The sequence below is a fragment of the Rhodohalobacter sp. 614A genome (assembly GCF_021462415.1).
Taxonomy (GTDB): domain Bacteria; phylum Bacteroidota; class Rhodothermia; order Balneolales; family Balneolaceae; genus Rhodohalobacter.
In genome coordinates this window covers 990,129-1,005,499 of sequence record NZ_JAKEDS010000001.1, presented here as the reverse complement: position 1 = coordinate 1,005,499, position 15,371 = coordinate 990,129, and the positions used below count along the sequence as shown (strand labels likewise).

The following is a 15,371-nucleotide window of genomic DNA, read 5'->3' as shown; positions in this document are numbered from 1 at the left end:
TGTTAACGATTCATTCTTCTGAGAAAATGTGCGGATTTTCGAAAATTATTCAATCTTGATACGTTCCAGCGGATTCCATCCACCAAAAATATTTTCAAGAGTATATTTTTCAGCCTCTTCATCTGTCAGCTGCTTTGCCCAGGGAACTCGTTGATCTGGCTGAAATCCCGGACCTGAATTCTTGTATTCAGCATACAGAACGGTTTCTTCTCTATCGGGTTCATTCCAGTTATGCCAGCCCTCCGGTTTAATGATATTTTCCAGATAACTGTTCATAATGACCACCTCCGCATACGAACGCCATGGCCGGCCAAAGTAATAGGATTCATCGGCCGCATTTCCTGTAATGCGGCTGTTCATAATCACATATCCAAATTCATTCTCTTCGGGAGTTGAAGCCGCTGTGATGTAGCTCCCGCCTGGTTTACAGAAAATCTCACAATGATCGAATACAGCCGTAGAAGCGCCAAAGATAAAATCGGTTGCACCTTCTATGTAGCTATCCAGATAGTACTGCCGGCTGTCGCTCCCGTTTGTATAAAGTGTGTCCTGAAATCCCAAAAACCGACAATTGACAAACACGGCTTTATCGCCATTGACCCGAAGAGCCACGGCCTGACCTACATCTCCGGCCGAATTTTCAAATGTGATATTGTATGCTGTAAAGTTATCTCCGAACAGAAAAAAACTGGACGAACCAGTGGTGCCCAGTTCTTCCCCGAAACGATTTGTTTTAGATGCATAATCGTCATATGTGAGAATGGTTTGCTTCACATCCTCCCCGATAAAAGTGACATTGGTTTTGGAATCAGGCAGAACGATTTTCTCTTTGTAGACGCCTTTCTTGATGAATATGGTCGTTTCATTTTTGCGGAAATCCGGTACAGCCATAATGGCTTTCTGCACCGTTGTAAAATCTCCGCTTCCGTCTTGGGCTACTACAAAATCATAGCTTTCATATTGTGCAAAAGCGGTGCTCCACATATACAAAATCATACAAAAACTAATCAGAGCAGCTCGTCTCATCACTTTTTAATTTGATTGAATAATTTCATTCTCATCCACATTTGGGCCGATATGTATATTTTCGCCTGTATTCACAAAGCGAACATTCTTTAATTGAATGCCTTCTGTAAATGGTCCCGTAACTCTGAGGCCGGTATGATTTTCTGCTGACTGATGGTATCCAAAATCGACATCTTCAAATTGTAGATTATGTACATTATTCAGCAGCAAAATGGGGCCTTCATGAACTTTTATGTTCACATTCTTCATGGTAATTTGATCGGAATCAATAATCATCCCGCCTCGCTGCGATGTCAATTCTATGTTTTCGAGACTCACATTTTCTACATTCATTTCCGGCAAACCCTGAATCCACATCGTGGTTTGGGAATTATAGGAATAAATATTTTTGATGTTGATATTTCTGAATTGTGGCGTTTCTTCATTAACCTCAGGAATCTCTTCCTGCAATTTTTTCATGTCCACCACTTCTGCTTTTTGATTCAGTGAGGGTGCTTCTCCGCCGTAGTAAAGATTGAATCGAATGGGCTCCGTTACAATATCCTGCATATAGATATTATGGATGTCAATATTCTCAACGATACCGCCGCGCCCCCGTGTACTTTTGAAACGAATGCCCGTATCCGATCCGATAAAATTCATGTCTGATACCGCTATATTACGCACTCCACCCGACATTTCACTCCCAACTACAAATCCGCCATGAGCTTTGTACACGGTGTTTTCACGAATGATTACATTCTCGGTAGGAATTCCGCGGCGGCGGCCGTCTTCATTTTTTCCCGATTTGATGCAAATAGCATCGTCTCCCACATCAAAACTGTTGTTATAAATCACCACATTTTTGGATGATTCCAGATCAAGTCCGTCACCATTCCACGCATATTCGGGATTGCGAACCGTAAGATTCCGAATGATGATATTCTCGCTCATTAACGGATGCAGCATCCATGCCGGAGAATTTTGAAACGTCACGCCATCGAGAAGAATATTCTTGCTTTCGCGAATACTCAACATCACCGGGCGCAGGAATTCTTTATATGGTTTGAGTCCTTCTTTGGTGGTGGCGGTAGTCGGAACATTAAAATTAAACTGTTGATGGGCTTCCATATACTTTTCACTGGGATACCATCGCTCACCATCCTCGGAAACAATACCACCAGAAGCAACACGCTTTTTCCATTGAGCCCTGTTCAAATCTCCTTTTCGAACGCCTCTCCAGGAGTCTCCGGCTCCATCAAAAATACCTTCGCCTGTAATGGCTACATTTTCCAGTCCTTTTCCATAAATCGGTGAAATGGCCCGCCATGTATCCAAACCTTCAAAACTGGTTTCAATCAACGGATACAGATCTTTATCATCGCTAAACAGAATCAGTGCTCCGTTTTCGGTATGGAGATTTACATTACTTTGCAGGATGATCGGACCTGTTTTCCAGATTCCACGCGGAATAACGACGCGCCCTCCGCCCTGTTCCGAAACATGCTCAATAGCCTTTCGAAAGGCATCGGTGTTGAGGGTACTGCCATCAGGGACAGCTCCAAAATCAACCACGTTTACTGTGTAATCCGGAAATTCCGGCACGGTAACTTTGGGCATTTCAAACGAAATATTATCATAAAAAGAATCCGGTACCGGCTGAAAATAGTCCGACTGGCTAAATGATTTCTCTATAGAGAAACCTGTAAAAATTATTGTCAGAAGTAATAAAGAAAGGTTTTTTCGAAATTGTGGCGACATAGACTGATTTTTTTGATGTGATATCTGTAAAATGAATTCAAATTTATTCCTGAGAGTGATTTACAATCCTTTCTGCGAGATCCAGCTCCAGGTCGCGAATTCCCTGTAATGCAAGCTCCGCCATTCTTCGGGCACCGTATTCGCTGAAATGAGTATTGTCTTCAACACCTTCAGGATAGCTCGGATGTTGACCTGGCTTCAAATGGTTGTACAGAAATACCGATTTTTCAGGACCGAGACTTTTTAGCAAAGCCTGACTTTTTTGATCAAGATCGATTAGCGGAACATCCATCTTATTGGCCACCTCCCGCATCAATTCCGCATATTTGGCATGTGTATCATTCAAATGCTCGTTCTCATCAAAATGGCGGCGGGCGATGGGAGTCAGCAGTACAGGAATGGCACCTTTTTCACGCGACTCAGACACATATTTTCTAAGATTTTTCTGATACTGATCGGGCTGCGTGTACTGCTCTTTTGTGGGAACTTCATCGTTATGAGCAAACTGAATGAAAACATAATCTCCCGCTTTCAGGTTGTCCACAATGGGTTGCCACCGTCCTTCTTCTAAAAATGTTCGCGTGCTCCGTCCATTTTTTGCGTGATTTTCTACCGTAACGGTTTCATCAAAAAATGTAGAAAAGGGCATGCCCCAACCCGTTTCGGGATACGCCCGCACCTCTTTTTGAGACATGGTAGAATCTCCCACTAAATATACAGTTACCGGTTTGGGTTGATGACTTACACATAATGGAAGCAGCAGGCTGATCACTAAAGAAGTCCGTAACCCTGATAATCCTGTAAAGAGATTCTCCATCATGAAAAACCTGTTTGGCCTACTTGGTGATTCGAAACCAGTCGAAATCGGCAAATCCCGAATCATAATTTTCAAAGGGTCGGGACGCAAAAATTCCGACTTTTGCTCCAATCCATCCGCCGGGACGAGCCTTGAACGATTCGCCAATGCTGGTAAAGTCTTTTCCATCTGTGCTATAACTAAATGCACATTGTACATCTCCTTTTTCGCCAGTTATTTTCACACGAAACCACAGCTCATTCGTGTCAACATACTCTCCCGCTACTTCTTCCTCTGCTCCGCTGTTATCTGCTTCGTGAGCAACCGTTTGTGAAATATAGAATCCTTTTTCATCCATATCTTTTACAGAGAGATAGGAATAGTCGCGTCCCATAATGATGAGTCCGGTTTCCTCTCCTACTTCTTCATCGGAAGGATGGAATTCCAATTTTGTGGTTGCTGTAAATTCCTGAGCCGGAAACTTTTGGAGTAACAGGTGGGGAACATCCCAATAGTTGGTAAAATCTTCCGGAACACGGGTAGAGAACAATCTCAACTTATCAGAATTTCCATGCGGAAAAGCCCAGTACACTTCCGGATTGGCCTGCCACTGCCATTGAAGGCCGATTTCATTTGAATCAAATTCATCTGAATCTGCCGGTGTCTGAACCGGATATGTTTCTCCAACATCCGGTTTTTGATGCGTGGTTACCGGTTCGCCGATCCCATCATCATTGATATCTTCTCCCATCATGGGCCAGTCGTCTTCCCAATGAACCGGATTCAGATGTACAATTCTTCCGTAAGCTCCCTGATCACTAAAATGAACAAACCAGTATTCGCCGTTTGGAGTATCAACCAGACCGCCTTGATGTGGACCGTTGATTTCAGTATTTCCCTGATGAAGTACGATTTTTTCTTCATACGGTCCCAGTGGATTTTCAGACCGCATGGCCAGCTGCCAGCCAAATTCTACCCCGCCAGCCGGCGCAAGGATGTAGTAATAATCGCCATGCTGATAAAATTTTGGACCTTCCACCGTCGGATGCTCGTCATGTCCGTCGAATACAAGTACAGGCTCGCCGATCAAACCGGTTCCGTCCACTTTCATCTCCTGGGCAACCAAAATACTATTGATACCAGCCCGGCTACGTGCAAATGCATGAACCAGATAGGCATTTCCTTCATCATCCCAGAGGGGTGAAGCATCTATCAAACCTTTTCCTTCTTTAACCAGCGTGGGTTTGGTCCATTCCCCTGCGGGATCGTCTGTTTTTACCATATAAATTCCAAAATCCGGATCGCCCCAATAGATATAGAACTCTCCGTTATAATAACGGAAACTGGGCGCCCAAACTCCCTGCCCGTGCCGCGGTGTTTTAAAATGTTCGATTGGATATTGCCGTGGCAGAGCGTGGTTAATAATTTCCCAATTCACCAAATCTTTTGAGTGCAGTACCGGCAAACCGGGAACGACATTAAAACTGGAGGCGGTCATATAAAAATCATCGCCAACCCGCACCACATCAGGATCAGAGTAGTCGGCATGAATAATGGGATTGGTATAGGTACCATCGCCATTATCTCCCGTCCAAACATCAGATACAAAAGGCTCGTCTGATTGGGCGATGGAAGTGGTTACAGCTCCTAAAAAAATCAATGGCACCAGAAACCAGGATTTTAGATTTTTGAACATTGGCATAAATACTTGGATTGGGTGATTACTGTTCTTGTCATTCATTTGTTTAAACTCGATTCTGTGATTGGCTTTACTAATTCATTCAGATACAATTCCACATTTGTATATTCGTCATCAAGGTCAAATTTTGCGGCATCGGATTCGTCGTGGGCGTTCAGTCCATTTCTGTTTTCCCATTCATCTGGCATTCCATCTCGATCGGTATCTTGTGGCGCTGGTCTTGCTCGTAACTCAGGCCATCCGCCTACTTCTTTTTGGGAATCAATAATTCCCGGTTTTTTGCTTCTGGTTCCTGTGTAGGTTGCCGTACCGGTTCGAACTTCTGTTACAACCCGATTGTCTACAGCATCTCTTTGTAAACTGGCACCGGCATGCTCAAGCACTTTTTCAAATGCTTTTTTGGGTGATTGTTCGGTAATGGAATCATATGCAAATGGAGAGGATTGATAGACAGAATCCGGATGTTCACACTGCACCCCGCCATTCCAATTGTCAGCGGTTATTTCCGGTGAGCCTTCAACGAAATTCCCCGACACATAAAATTTACCATAAGGGCGTGACGGATTTATGATTCGCCCTGCAATCTTCTTTGGGGTGGCCGGACCCGGCTTATAATAATTCTTTACGATATTATGCTGGCCGTCCTCTCCGCCATAGGCACTATTTCCCACCCAGTTGTAAATAACATTATTTCGAAAATCAACTTGTCGGTTTGGAATATCACTTTCGTAATTAGAGCCCGAAAAACGAGGGTTCCGACTGTTGTGATGTGCCAGTAAATTGTGATGAAAACTTCCTTTCACGGCTCCCCAGATCCCGCCGTAACCATGAGCTCCTTTTGAATGAGCCGACTGATTCAGGCTTTCGGAAATAATATTCCACTGCAGAGTTACATTTTCATTCGTATAGAAAGAAGCGGCTTCATCTACGGCCCAACTGATGGAACAATGATCGAGTATAAAATTCTTGATTCCGCGACCTTCAATAGCATCTGTTTCCAGCTCATGAATATCTCCCAGCCGAAATCGGACATAGCGAATAATCACATTATCGGCACTCACTTCAACCGGATAATCTTTGATGGTAATTCCGTCACCCGGAGCTGTTTGCCCTGCAATTGTCAAATTTCCATGTTTAATTTCCAGTCGCGATTGAAGAGAAATATTGCCGGAAATTCCGAAAATAATGATTCGCGGCCCTTCGGTTTCGATAGCAGCCCGCAAACTGCCCGAACCACTATCATTAAGATTGGTCACATAGATTACTTTTCCTCCGCGGCCACCTGTGGTATATTTTCCAAAACCTTCAGCACCTGGAAATGCCGGCGTTTGTGCGGAGGAAACCTCGGCTAAAACCATTGGCAGACAACCAAGAAATGCTATGATTACAAATTTAAAACCGAATTTCATATGTACTGCCTGTTTCCGTTTTAATTTCATCATACTTATTACTGCTGTAAAGCAAATCCATATCCACTGTTAGCGAATGATTGTCTCTATGTGATTCGGCTTTAGTGAAATCTGATTTTCACACTCGCTACGGAGTGATTTTTTGACCGTTGATTTGAAAGTTTTCAAATTCCATATCCCTGGCATGGTTCACTTCCATTGGGATTTCAACGCCTTCAATAGAACTGTTAATCACTTTCAGACCTGTAACCGGCGATTCTTCATAGGCTTCAATCAAAATGCCATACTTTCCGCCTTGCTTAACCGTAAGATTTTCAACCACAATATTTCTGATGGTTGGCATATAATCTCCCGGTGGTTCATAAAACATATTTGCGCGGATAGCGGCTTCTTTATACTGGCCCACTTCAATATCTTTTAAGTAGATATTTTCGGTGATTCCACCCCGGCGGGAACTGGTTTTAATGCGTAACACCCGATCCAGATTCGGGCTATCCATTTGAATATTTCGTGCGAAAACATTCCGAACACCTCCGGAAATTTCGCTTCCCATTACAATACCGCCGTGGCCTTCTTTCATTACCGAATTTTCAATCACAATATTTTCTGACGGAACTGCAATACGCCGGCCATCCTGGTTCCGGCCCGATTTGATCGCGATACAATCATCCCCCGTATCAAAATAGCTGTTTGTGATCAACACATTTTTTGAGGATTCCGGGTTTACACCGTCATTATTCGGCCCCAGCGTTTCGATATGTATTCCATCAACTGTAATATTTTCACTGAGTACGGGGTGTACATTCCACATCGGCGAGCGTAGCAGAGTCACTCCCGAAATCAGAATATTTTTACTGTTGTAAAACTGTATAAAGTTTGGGCGCAGATAAAATCCATCGCCAAATACACGCTCCTCAGGGGGAACTTGCTCAGCGTTTAGCACGTGCAGCGAATCTCGCCCGGCAAACTGATTCGGCTGCCCTTCTTCCCAGCCATCTTCCACATTTCCTTTCCATGGCCACCAATGTTCGTTTGAAGCGTTGCCATCCAGAGTTCCATTCCCCGTAATGGCGATATTTTCTTTCCCATTTGCATAAATAAATGATGAGTAGTTCATCAATTCCATTCCTTCCCAGCGGGTAAATACCACAGGCAAATAATCATCCGGATCCTGGCTGAACAGAATGGTTGCATCGTCTTCCAAATGTAAATTTACGTTGCTTTGCAGATGAATGGCGCCGGTTAGAAAGGTACCGTTTGGGACAAGCACCGTCCCTCCTCCGGCCTCACTGGCCGCTGCAATGGCCTTTCGAAATGCATCGGTATTTTTGATTTCACCGCCTTCTTCTGCACCAAAATCAACAATATTAAATGTGGTATCTGGAAATTCGGGAACGACAATCTGAGCTTTGATCTGTTCAGCTTTTAGCCACGGATCGTCCGCTGTTTGGCTCTCACTTTCAGAACAGCCGTTTATTAAAAACAGAGCTATAACTGGAAAAATTAGCGACCGATACTTTTTGATGTTATCTCTAAACTTCATGTTTTATTTGTTGATAAATGTTTTGGATACGTCCGCCTGGTTATTTGTTCATCTCCAGGCTTGCCATTATAAATGGTCCGACGGCTTTGGGATCGTTGGAGCGAACCAGTTCATTGATATAGTATTCATACTTTCCGCTTCGTGGTGGCTCTCCCCCCAAACCGGCAACGGCACAAACATTGGTAATTTCGACGATACCATTTTCATCTACTTCGATAAATTCAGACAGAATTCCTTCCCAGCCTCTTTCTGCAATATCCATGTACTTTTCATCGATATAGCCATTATTTACGGCCTTTGCGATGGAATACACATACATGGTAGACGCTGAAGATTCGAGATAATTTCCTTCCTGATCACCTTTGTCAACAACCTGATACCATACACCAGCTTCTTTATCCTGGTATTTTTCCAGGGCAATGACCAGCTCCTCAAAAATATCAATCAGCTTATCTCTCTTTGGATGATCGGACGGGAAGTAGTCCAGCACATCTACGATGGCCATGGCATACCAGCCAATGGCCCGTCCCCAAAACTCTGCGGAACGGCCGGTTTCCTCATCTGACCATACTTGTAACCTGCTTTCATCCCAGCCGTGATAAAGCAACCCGGTTTCGTCATCACGAAGATGTTTATCCATTAAAATGAGTTGTTTTGCTACATCGTCAAAACCGGCAGCATCGTTATGACGTTGAGAATATTCTGCATAAAACGGTGAGCCCATGTACGCCCCATCCAACCACATTTGCCACGGATAACGGAGTTTGTGCCAAAATCCGCCTTCGGTAGTTCTGGGTTGCCATTCGAGTTGGCGACGCAATGTTTCAAGTGCTGTTTTGTATTTTTCTTTGCCCGTCTCTTCATACAGCATAAAAAGAACCCGGCCCGGATTTACCCGGTCAATATTGAAATTTCGGGGATCATATCGTTCGATGGTTCCATCCTCGTAAATCATCTGGTCGTAGTAGCTCTTGATATAATCCAGGTATTTGTCCTCGCCATTTTTGCGCCAAATCCGTTCAAACGCTTTTAACATCAATCCGTGAGTATATTCCCATTTTGGGGCTTCCTGAAAATCGAGAAGGCGTGGATCGGGATTTCTTTCCATCACAGACAGAGCCATTCGTTCTGACCATGGCAGGGATTCTGATATTTCTTGGGCGGGTTGAGCTGAAACAACCGATATGCACACAAATGATAAAATGACTGTGAAAATACTAAATCTGTATAGGTACATAGATTTTCTTATTCAATGTGATCTTGTTTTTTATCTGATGTATAAATAGCATGCAGGACAAAAGCTTAAGCCTGCATGCTATTTTAACAGATACGTTTTATTGTTATTTATTGATAGCCGGGATTCTGTGTGAACTCGTTTTTGTTCTCGACCGCATCGATCTGTATTTGTGGGATAGGTCTTAACACGTGGTGATCCTGAATATTCTCTCCGGCCTCAGGATTATATTCTCTGGTTCTCTCCAAAAGTTTACCCGTTCTTTTAAGATCAAACCATCGAAGCTGTTCACCGGCCAATTCACGGCCTCGCTCATCGAGAATAAAGTCAATATCCACGTCACCTGCCGAAATTCTCATCTCGGCTTCATGGCCTGGCTTGGCAGCACGCTCGCGAATTACATTGATATATTCAGCAGCCATAGCTGAATTTCCCATATTAAGTTGTGCTTCTGCAGCAATCAGATACATTTCAGCAAGCCTCATGACGAAAGCATCGCGTGAACTCATCATTTCAGAGATTGTTGGGCGTGTTGGATCTGCAAATTTATCCAGGCTCGGATAGAATCGACGCTGAACGATGGATCCGTCGGATTCATAGATATCAGACCGATCATAAATGGTATAGATCGCATTGTTACGGAACTCTTCTGATACTTCATATTTTGTGGCATAAATGGCTGTATCGCCCGGGGCCATTCCCTCTACTTCATGAGGTGCATTGGAATACCAAACCGATTTAAACGATCCGTCATAGCGCGAATCTATTTCATCGTCAAAGAGATCTAATAAAAATGCGGTTGGCATGTATCGGTTAAACGGACGGCCATTTTCAATATCACGATCCATTCCGCTTACCTGATCATATACCATGAAGAAGTGAAGGTGACCATTGTGCCCTCCCCGGCCATGACCTTCTGGAAACAGAATATCATCTTGCTGGTCGTTAAGGTTCAAGTCGCTTGAATAATTTACCGCCCAAATTACTTCTTCATTTTGCAGGTTATCCATTTCCCACAAATCATCGTAATTTTCCACAAGCCCAAAACCATAATCATTGATGACTCTGTCAGCCATTTCAAAAGCTTGTTGATTCATGTCTCGGGTTAAATACATTCTTGCCAGAAAAGCTTCTGCGGCTGGTTTTGTTACCCGGCCAATATCTGAAGTTGTGGTTGGTAAATTAGCCACAGCAAAGTCCAAATCGGAAAATATTTGATCATAGAATTGATCAATCGATGTCTTATTTGCTGTTACCTGAATTCCTTGTGTGGGATCAGTTGTAAAATGAACGCCTCCCCAGGTTTCCACAATGTGCCAGTAGTAGAAAGCCCGTAAAAATCGAAGTTCTGCTTCTCGGATAACTTGTAGCTCTTCCGATAAACCGGATTCTGATATCCGTTGTATTCCTGAATTACACAGATTGATTGCAGAGTAAAATTGCTCCCAGAAAACTTCCACTACATCTGCACTGGGCTGAAGGTTCTCATAACGGGTAAAATCCGGGTTTTCGTCACCCGCCCCACTTGTAAATAAGTCGGTACCCATTTCTGCGGCTGCCCAACCCTCTTCCTTGCCATACCACCATCGGGAATAAGAATAGGCTGCATTCACCAGTGTTTCATAACCCTCGGGTGTGGTATACACTGTTTCAGCTGTAATACCACTGGGGTTATATTCATTGATATCACACGAGGTGATCATTACCAAAGCGCTTAATAAAGCTGCTGATATTATTAATAAACGTTTCATAGTCAATTTCTTTTCAAGTTTAAAAATCAATATTAATACCGCCGACAAATAATCTTGTCATCGGGAAAGTCAGACTTCCTCCTCTCTCCGGATCGTAATTATCTACTTTGGTAAAAGTGAGAAGATTTCTTCCGGTTATATAAAACCGAATGCGACTTGCAGGGATTCTATCCATTACATCTATGGGTAATGTATAACCAAGTGTGGCATTCCGCAGTTTTACATAAGAACCACTTACATAAGAAAGTGTGCTGTAGTATTGATAATTATCCCGTGAAAGAGCGGCATTCGGCTTAGGAAATGCATTGGTCGGATTATCCGGAGTCCAATAATCAACAGCAGCGCCATTTTCCACACCACCCGGCTTATAACTATTGTAGTATTCGTAACTCATCATCTGACCTACGCGGGCGTATACGTAAAAACTAAGGTCAAACCCACGATAACTGAATGAGTTTTCAATACCTCCACTCCATTTCGGACGAGGAGATCCAAGTATAACCCGATCCTCACTTGCCGTTATCTGGCCATCTCCATTTTGATCCTTAACTTTTATTTCACCTGGTTCCTGACCATACGAAGCGGCTTCTGCAGCTTCATCCTGCTGCCAGATTCCAATTTTTTCGTAGTCGTAGAAAACTTCGGTTGGCTCACCAATAAACCAGCCATTACCGATATCATCACTTTCGCTAACCAGTTCTACAATTTCCTCTTTGTTTGAGAAGAAGGTCAGGTCTGTATTCCAGCTAAAATCTTCACTTAGCGTGTTGATAGTGTTTAATGTAAACTCAATTCCGCGGTTACGTGTTTTTCCCACATTTTGGGTAACAGATGCCACACCGCTGGTGAGAGGTAAAAATCGATCTAACAACAGATTTGAAGTACGCGTGTCGTAAAGGTCGATAGTTGCTGTTACACGATTTTCAAACAGACCAATATCTAAACCAAGGTTCGCTGTTTTTGAGAGTTCCCATTCAAGATTAGGGTTTCCTAACCGTGTGCTGAATGCAAATCCTGCAGCCGCATCTTCTCCATACGAGAATGGAATTCTTCGAAGCACAGATTGAGTAGAATATGGCTCAATGGCATCATTCCCGGAAACCCCGTAACTAACACGTAGCTTCACATCATTAAATATGGACGATTCTGGGAAGAAATCTTCCTGGCTAAGTCTCCACGCAAAAGCTGCAGAGGGGAAAAACGCCCATTTGTTATCTTCACTCAATTTCGAAGAACCATCATATCGGCCGGTAAGGGTCAGCAAGTACTTATCTTGAAAATTATAGTTTACGCGACCCGCGAACGACATCAGGCTGCTTTCTTCATACCCACTCTCTACAGCAATTCCTTCTGTGGCATTTAATAAGCCATAATACAATTGAGATGATAAAAGCTGATTACGGCCAAGTGATGAACCAAAATCGTTTTTATTGAACAAATAACTCGTGATACCGGTAAGAGTTATCCCATGATCACCAATATCTGTCTGATAATTTGCGATGTTCTCAAAAGTGACATTTCGACTGTTATCAGACTGATAAATAGCTTCGGGTGCAGCACCATTTCTATCAATGGTATCCGATGCCCGGTAAATTCCCTGGCGACCGTTTGTTAACGTAGCTGAAAGATTTGTTCTGAAAGAAAATGCTTCAGATGGTGTAAACAGTGCGTAAACGGTAGGAAATATTCTGGTTGTTAGTGAATTGTTTTTGTATGCATTTGGCTCAAGGTCTGCCAACGGACTAACATCCCTTCCGCCATGCGGACGAACAATCACATTTCCTTCTTCATCATATGCCGGTGTAAGCGGGTTGATTTTATTGGCAATATTGGTAGGGTCCCGCCGATTATCCTGGTCGTGATAGGTAATTTGAGAGTTGAATCCCAGGTTTAGAACATCCCCAATTTCCTGTTCAACATTGAGGCGAGCTGTATACCGCTGCAGGTGATCCATCTCAAGAATCCCTTTCTCATCAAAATAGTTTAAGGAAAGATAGACGGAAGTGTTTTCAGATCCTTTAGAAATATTTACCTGGTGGCTCTGCTGCAGACCATTTTTGAATAACAAGTCCCTGAAATCGGTCCACACGCCATCTTCAATATATTGCATTTCTGCTGTTGAGAATATATTCGGATCATCTTCGGGTCCGCTCCAATCACCGCTTACCCGGTTTGCTTCCCGTTTTAGCGCAACATATTGTGGGCCGGTATTAAAATCCGGATAGTCTGCCGTGGTTGATACACCCACATAACTTTCCACTGAAACCTGAGTTCCAGCCTGGTTGGCCTGTTTTGTTGATATTAAGATTACACCGTTGGCTCCACGCGACCCGTATATGGCTGTTGATGAAGCATCTTTCAAAACCTCAATCGATTCAATATCTGCCGGATTAATATCCTGTAAACTTCCATACTGAATACCATCCACAATGACCAGCGGGCTGTTTGAGGCCGTTAATGATCGGTTCCCCCGAATCGTAATATTTACACCAGAACCTGACTCGCCACTGCTTCTTGTAATATCCATCCCACTAACTTTTCCCTGCAATGCTTCCATAACGTTCGTGGTTGGTATTTCTCTGACTTCCTCGGCATCAATGGAGGAAACGGATCCGGTAATGTCACTCCTTGCAACAGTACCATATCCAATAACCACCAACTCATCTCCCTCAATAGCCTGTGACTGAAGTTCGACATTGATTTCTGACCGACCATTAATTGGAATTTCTACGATTTGATATCCGACATAGGAATAAACCAGAGTATCATTTAGAGACGGTACTGTTATAGAATATCTCCCCTCAAGATCACTTGATGTACCTCTTGTAGTATCCTTTAAATAAATATTTACTCCAGGAAGCGATTCACCTGTTTCCGCATCTGTTACTACACCTTCTACGGTTTCTGAATCTGTATTCTGAGCCCAGGTCGGTTGGACTAATAGCAAGCATAAAAGCAGCCCCCATAGTAAGCCTCCCTTTCGGATCAGAATGTTGTGGTAACTTAAGATTTGCATATTATCTCCGTTATATATTGAAATGATTAGTCATGATTGACATAAGTGGTATTGGGTTTGGTTTTATCGATAAAGAGCAGCAAAGATGTATTACCTCGCTGCAAAGCTGATGCACAAATAGTTGTTATTTTCGGCGTTTTATTAACTGAAAAAATTCCCTGTGACATTCGATCGTAGTTGGCTGCTTTTGAAAAGTTCAAATAATGAATAGCTCTCCAATTCAGATGAGAAGCGCTTCCACCTTGCAAAAAAAGTGCTAAAGAAGCCCTGCCCTTCAGCAACAGAGAGAATGAGATAAAACATCTTTTCGTAATCAATTGTAGCTGGTTCTTATTACTTTATCGTTGGTATAGATCTACATATCCAGCAATAGCGGACAGTATTTTACTTCAGAATCACGCGATAGCCTTTCCTTTTAATACCTTCAAGCAGGTTTTTACCCTTACATTTTTCCATTCTATTCCATCGTTAAATTTTTTTACAATTTGGTTTCTGTCTTCTGCCAAAAATGTTACGTGCAATAACTAAACTCATTCCGACGGTTTCTTTCCGGTAAATATTGAGCCAATTCAAGCCGTAAAAACTTCAACGACCGACTCATCTGTGTTTCAACTGTCTTGATTGAAATATTTAATATCTCCGCAATTTCGCGGTACGTTAGATTGGCTTCCCTGCTCATTAAAAAAACCTCGCGCCGTTTCTCCGGTAACTCCTGAATAGCCTTCTCTACAGCCCGTTCAAACTCCTTGCCTCCAATGTGTTCCAGCGGGTTCACTTCTTTGCTTTCCAAAAAAGACATTTCATCAACCCTGGTGTACGCATACCTTTCCCGTTTCTTTCTGTTGGAATGTTTTATGGATTGATTTCTAACCGCTGTATACAGATATGCCCGAAGTTTGCCATTGTTTTTAATATGGGATCTGTTTTTCCAAACATTGTGAAAAACGTTATGCACCAAATCTTCCGCCGTAGTTTTCGAGCTATTATACTTGCATGCCAATCGCATTAACCTTGGATAATAGAACCTGTATAGTTCTTCAAAACCATTTTCATCACCGTTTTGAATTTTATACACCCATTGATTGTCCCTGATAGATTGATCTACATGTACCGGATTCTTTTCCATGTTCATGATCACTCATTTTTAAAAGGTTATA

Annotated in this window: 10 protein-coding genes; all 10 read right to left on the bottom strand. The window is 42.9% G+C overall.

Annotation, left to right across the window (positions count from 1 at the left end; translation table 11 throughout):
- Positions 1-45: 45 nt before the first annotated feature.
- The 10 genes from L0B18_RS03925 to L0B18_RS03880 all read right to left on the bottom strand — a co-directional run bounded on the left by L0B18_RS03925 (position 46) and on the right by L0B18_RS03880 (position 15,346).
- Positions 46-1,026 (bottom strand): pectinesterase family protein, encoded by a 981-nt coding sequence (locus L0B18_RS03925; protein ID WP_234568050.1) that lies wholly within the window; start codon positions 1,024-1,026, stop codon positions 46-48.
- A gap of 6 nt (positions 1,027-1,032) precedes the next feature.
- Positions 1,033-2,766: a glycoside hydrolase family 28 protein gene (locus L0B18_RS03920; RefSeq protein ID WP_234568048.1), complete on the bottom strand. Its 1,734-nt coding sequence runs from the start codon at positions 2,764-2,766 to the stop codon at positions 1,033-1,035.
- A gap of 43 nt (positions 2,767-2,809) precedes the next feature.
- The gene (locus L0B18_RS03915; protein ID WP_370647524.1) at positions 2,810-3,583 is read right to left on the bottom strand and encodes a rhamnogalacturonan acetylesterase; all 774 of its coding nucleotides are present in this window, start codon (positions 3,581-3,583) and stop codon (positions 2,810-2,812) included.
- Positions 3,584-3,602: 19 nt separating this feature from the next.
- Positions 3,603-5,264, bottom strand: coding sequence for a glycoside hydrolase family 43 protein (locus L0B18_RS03910; RefSeq protein WP_234568044.1), 1,662 nt, complete (start codon positions 5,262-5,264; stop codon positions 3,603-3,605).
- Between the two features lie 35 nt (positions 5,265-5,299).
- The gene (locus L0B18_RS03905) at positions 5,300-6,703 is read right to left on the bottom strand and encodes a pectate lyase family protein (protein WP_234568043.1); all 1,404 of its coding nucleotides are present in this window, start codon (positions 6,701-6,703) and stop codon (positions 5,300-5,302) included.
- A gap of 94 nt (positions 6,704-6,797) precedes the next feature.
- Complete coding sequence (locus tag L0B18_RS03900) at positions 6,798-8,213, bottom strand: glycoside hydrolase family 28 protein (protein WP_234568041.1); 1,416 nt, start codon at positions 8,211-8,213, stop codon at positions 6,798-6,800.
- 40 nt (positions 8,214-8,253) lie between these two features.
- Positions 8,254-9,405, bottom strand: coding sequence for a glycoside hydrolase family 88/105 protein (locus L0B18_RS03895; protein ID WP_234568039.1), 1,152 nt, complete (start codon positions 9,403-9,405; stop codon positions 8,254-8,256).
- 152 nt (positions 9,406-9,557) lie between these two features.
- Positions 9,558-11,198: a RagB/SusD family nutrient uptake outer membrane protein gene (locus L0B18_RS03890; RefSeq protein WP_234568036.1), complete on the bottom strand. Its 1,641-nt coding sequence runs from the start codon at positions 11,196-11,198 to the stop codon at positions 9,558-9,560.
- Between the two features lie 19 nt (positions 11,199-11,217).
- Positions 11,218-14,214 (bottom strand): SusC/RagA family TonB-linked outer membrane protein, encoded by a 2,997-nt coding sequence (locus tag L0B18_RS03885; RefSeq protein ID WP_234568034.1) that lies wholly within the window; start codon positions 14,212-14,214, stop codon positions 11,218-11,220.
- A 511-nt stretch (positions 14,215-14,725) separates the two neighbouring features.
- Positions 14,726-15,346 carry an RNA polymerase sigma factor gene (locus L0B18_RS03880; protein WP_234568033.1) on the bottom strand — a complete coding sequence of 207 codons (621 nt, stop codon included), beginning with the start codon at positions 15,344-15,346 and terminating at the stop codon, positions 14,726-14,728.
- Between the last annotated feature and the right edge of the window lie 25 nt (positions 15,347-15,371).

Excerpts from the sequence above, each read along its gene's own strand:
- L0B18_RS03885 (WP_234568034.1), bottom strand. The coding sequence starts at position 14,214 with ATGCAAATCTTAAGTTACCACAACATTCTGATCCGAAAGGGAGGCTTA.
- L0B18_RS03925 (WP_234568050.1), bottom strand. The coding sequence starts at position 1,026 with ATGAGACGAGCTGCTCTGATTAGTTTTTGTATGATTTTGTATATGTGG.
- L0B18_RS03920 (WP_234568048.1), bottom strand. The coding sequence starts at position 2,766 with ATGTCGCCACAATTTCGAAAAAACCTTTCTTTATTACTTCTGACAATA.
- L0B18_RS03900 (WP_234568041.1), bottom strand. The coding sequence starts at position 8,213 with ATGAAGTTTAGAGATAACATCAAAAAGTATCGGTCGCTAATTTTTCCA.
- L0B18_RS03880 (WP_234568033.1), bottom strand. The coding sequence starts at position 15,346 with ATGAACATGGAAAAGAATCCGGTACATGTAGATCAATCTATCAGGGAC.
- L0B18_RS03905 (WP_234568043.1), bottom strand. The coding sequence starts at position 6,703 with ATGATGAAATTAAAACGGAAACAGGCAGTACATATGAAATTCGGTTTT.
- L0B18_RS03910 (WP_234568044.1), bottom strand. The coding sequence starts at position 5,264 with ATGCCAATGTTCAAAAATCTAAAATCCTGGTTTCTGGTGCCATTGATT.
- L0B18_RS03890 (WP_234568036.1), bottom strand. The coding sequence starts at position 11,198 with ATGAAACGTTTATTAATAATATCAGCAGCTTTATTAAGCGCTTTGGTA.
- L0B18_RS03915 (WP_370647524.1), bottom strand. The coding sequence starts at position 3,583 with ATGGAGAATCTCTTTACAGGATTATCAGGGTTACGGACTTCTTTAGTG.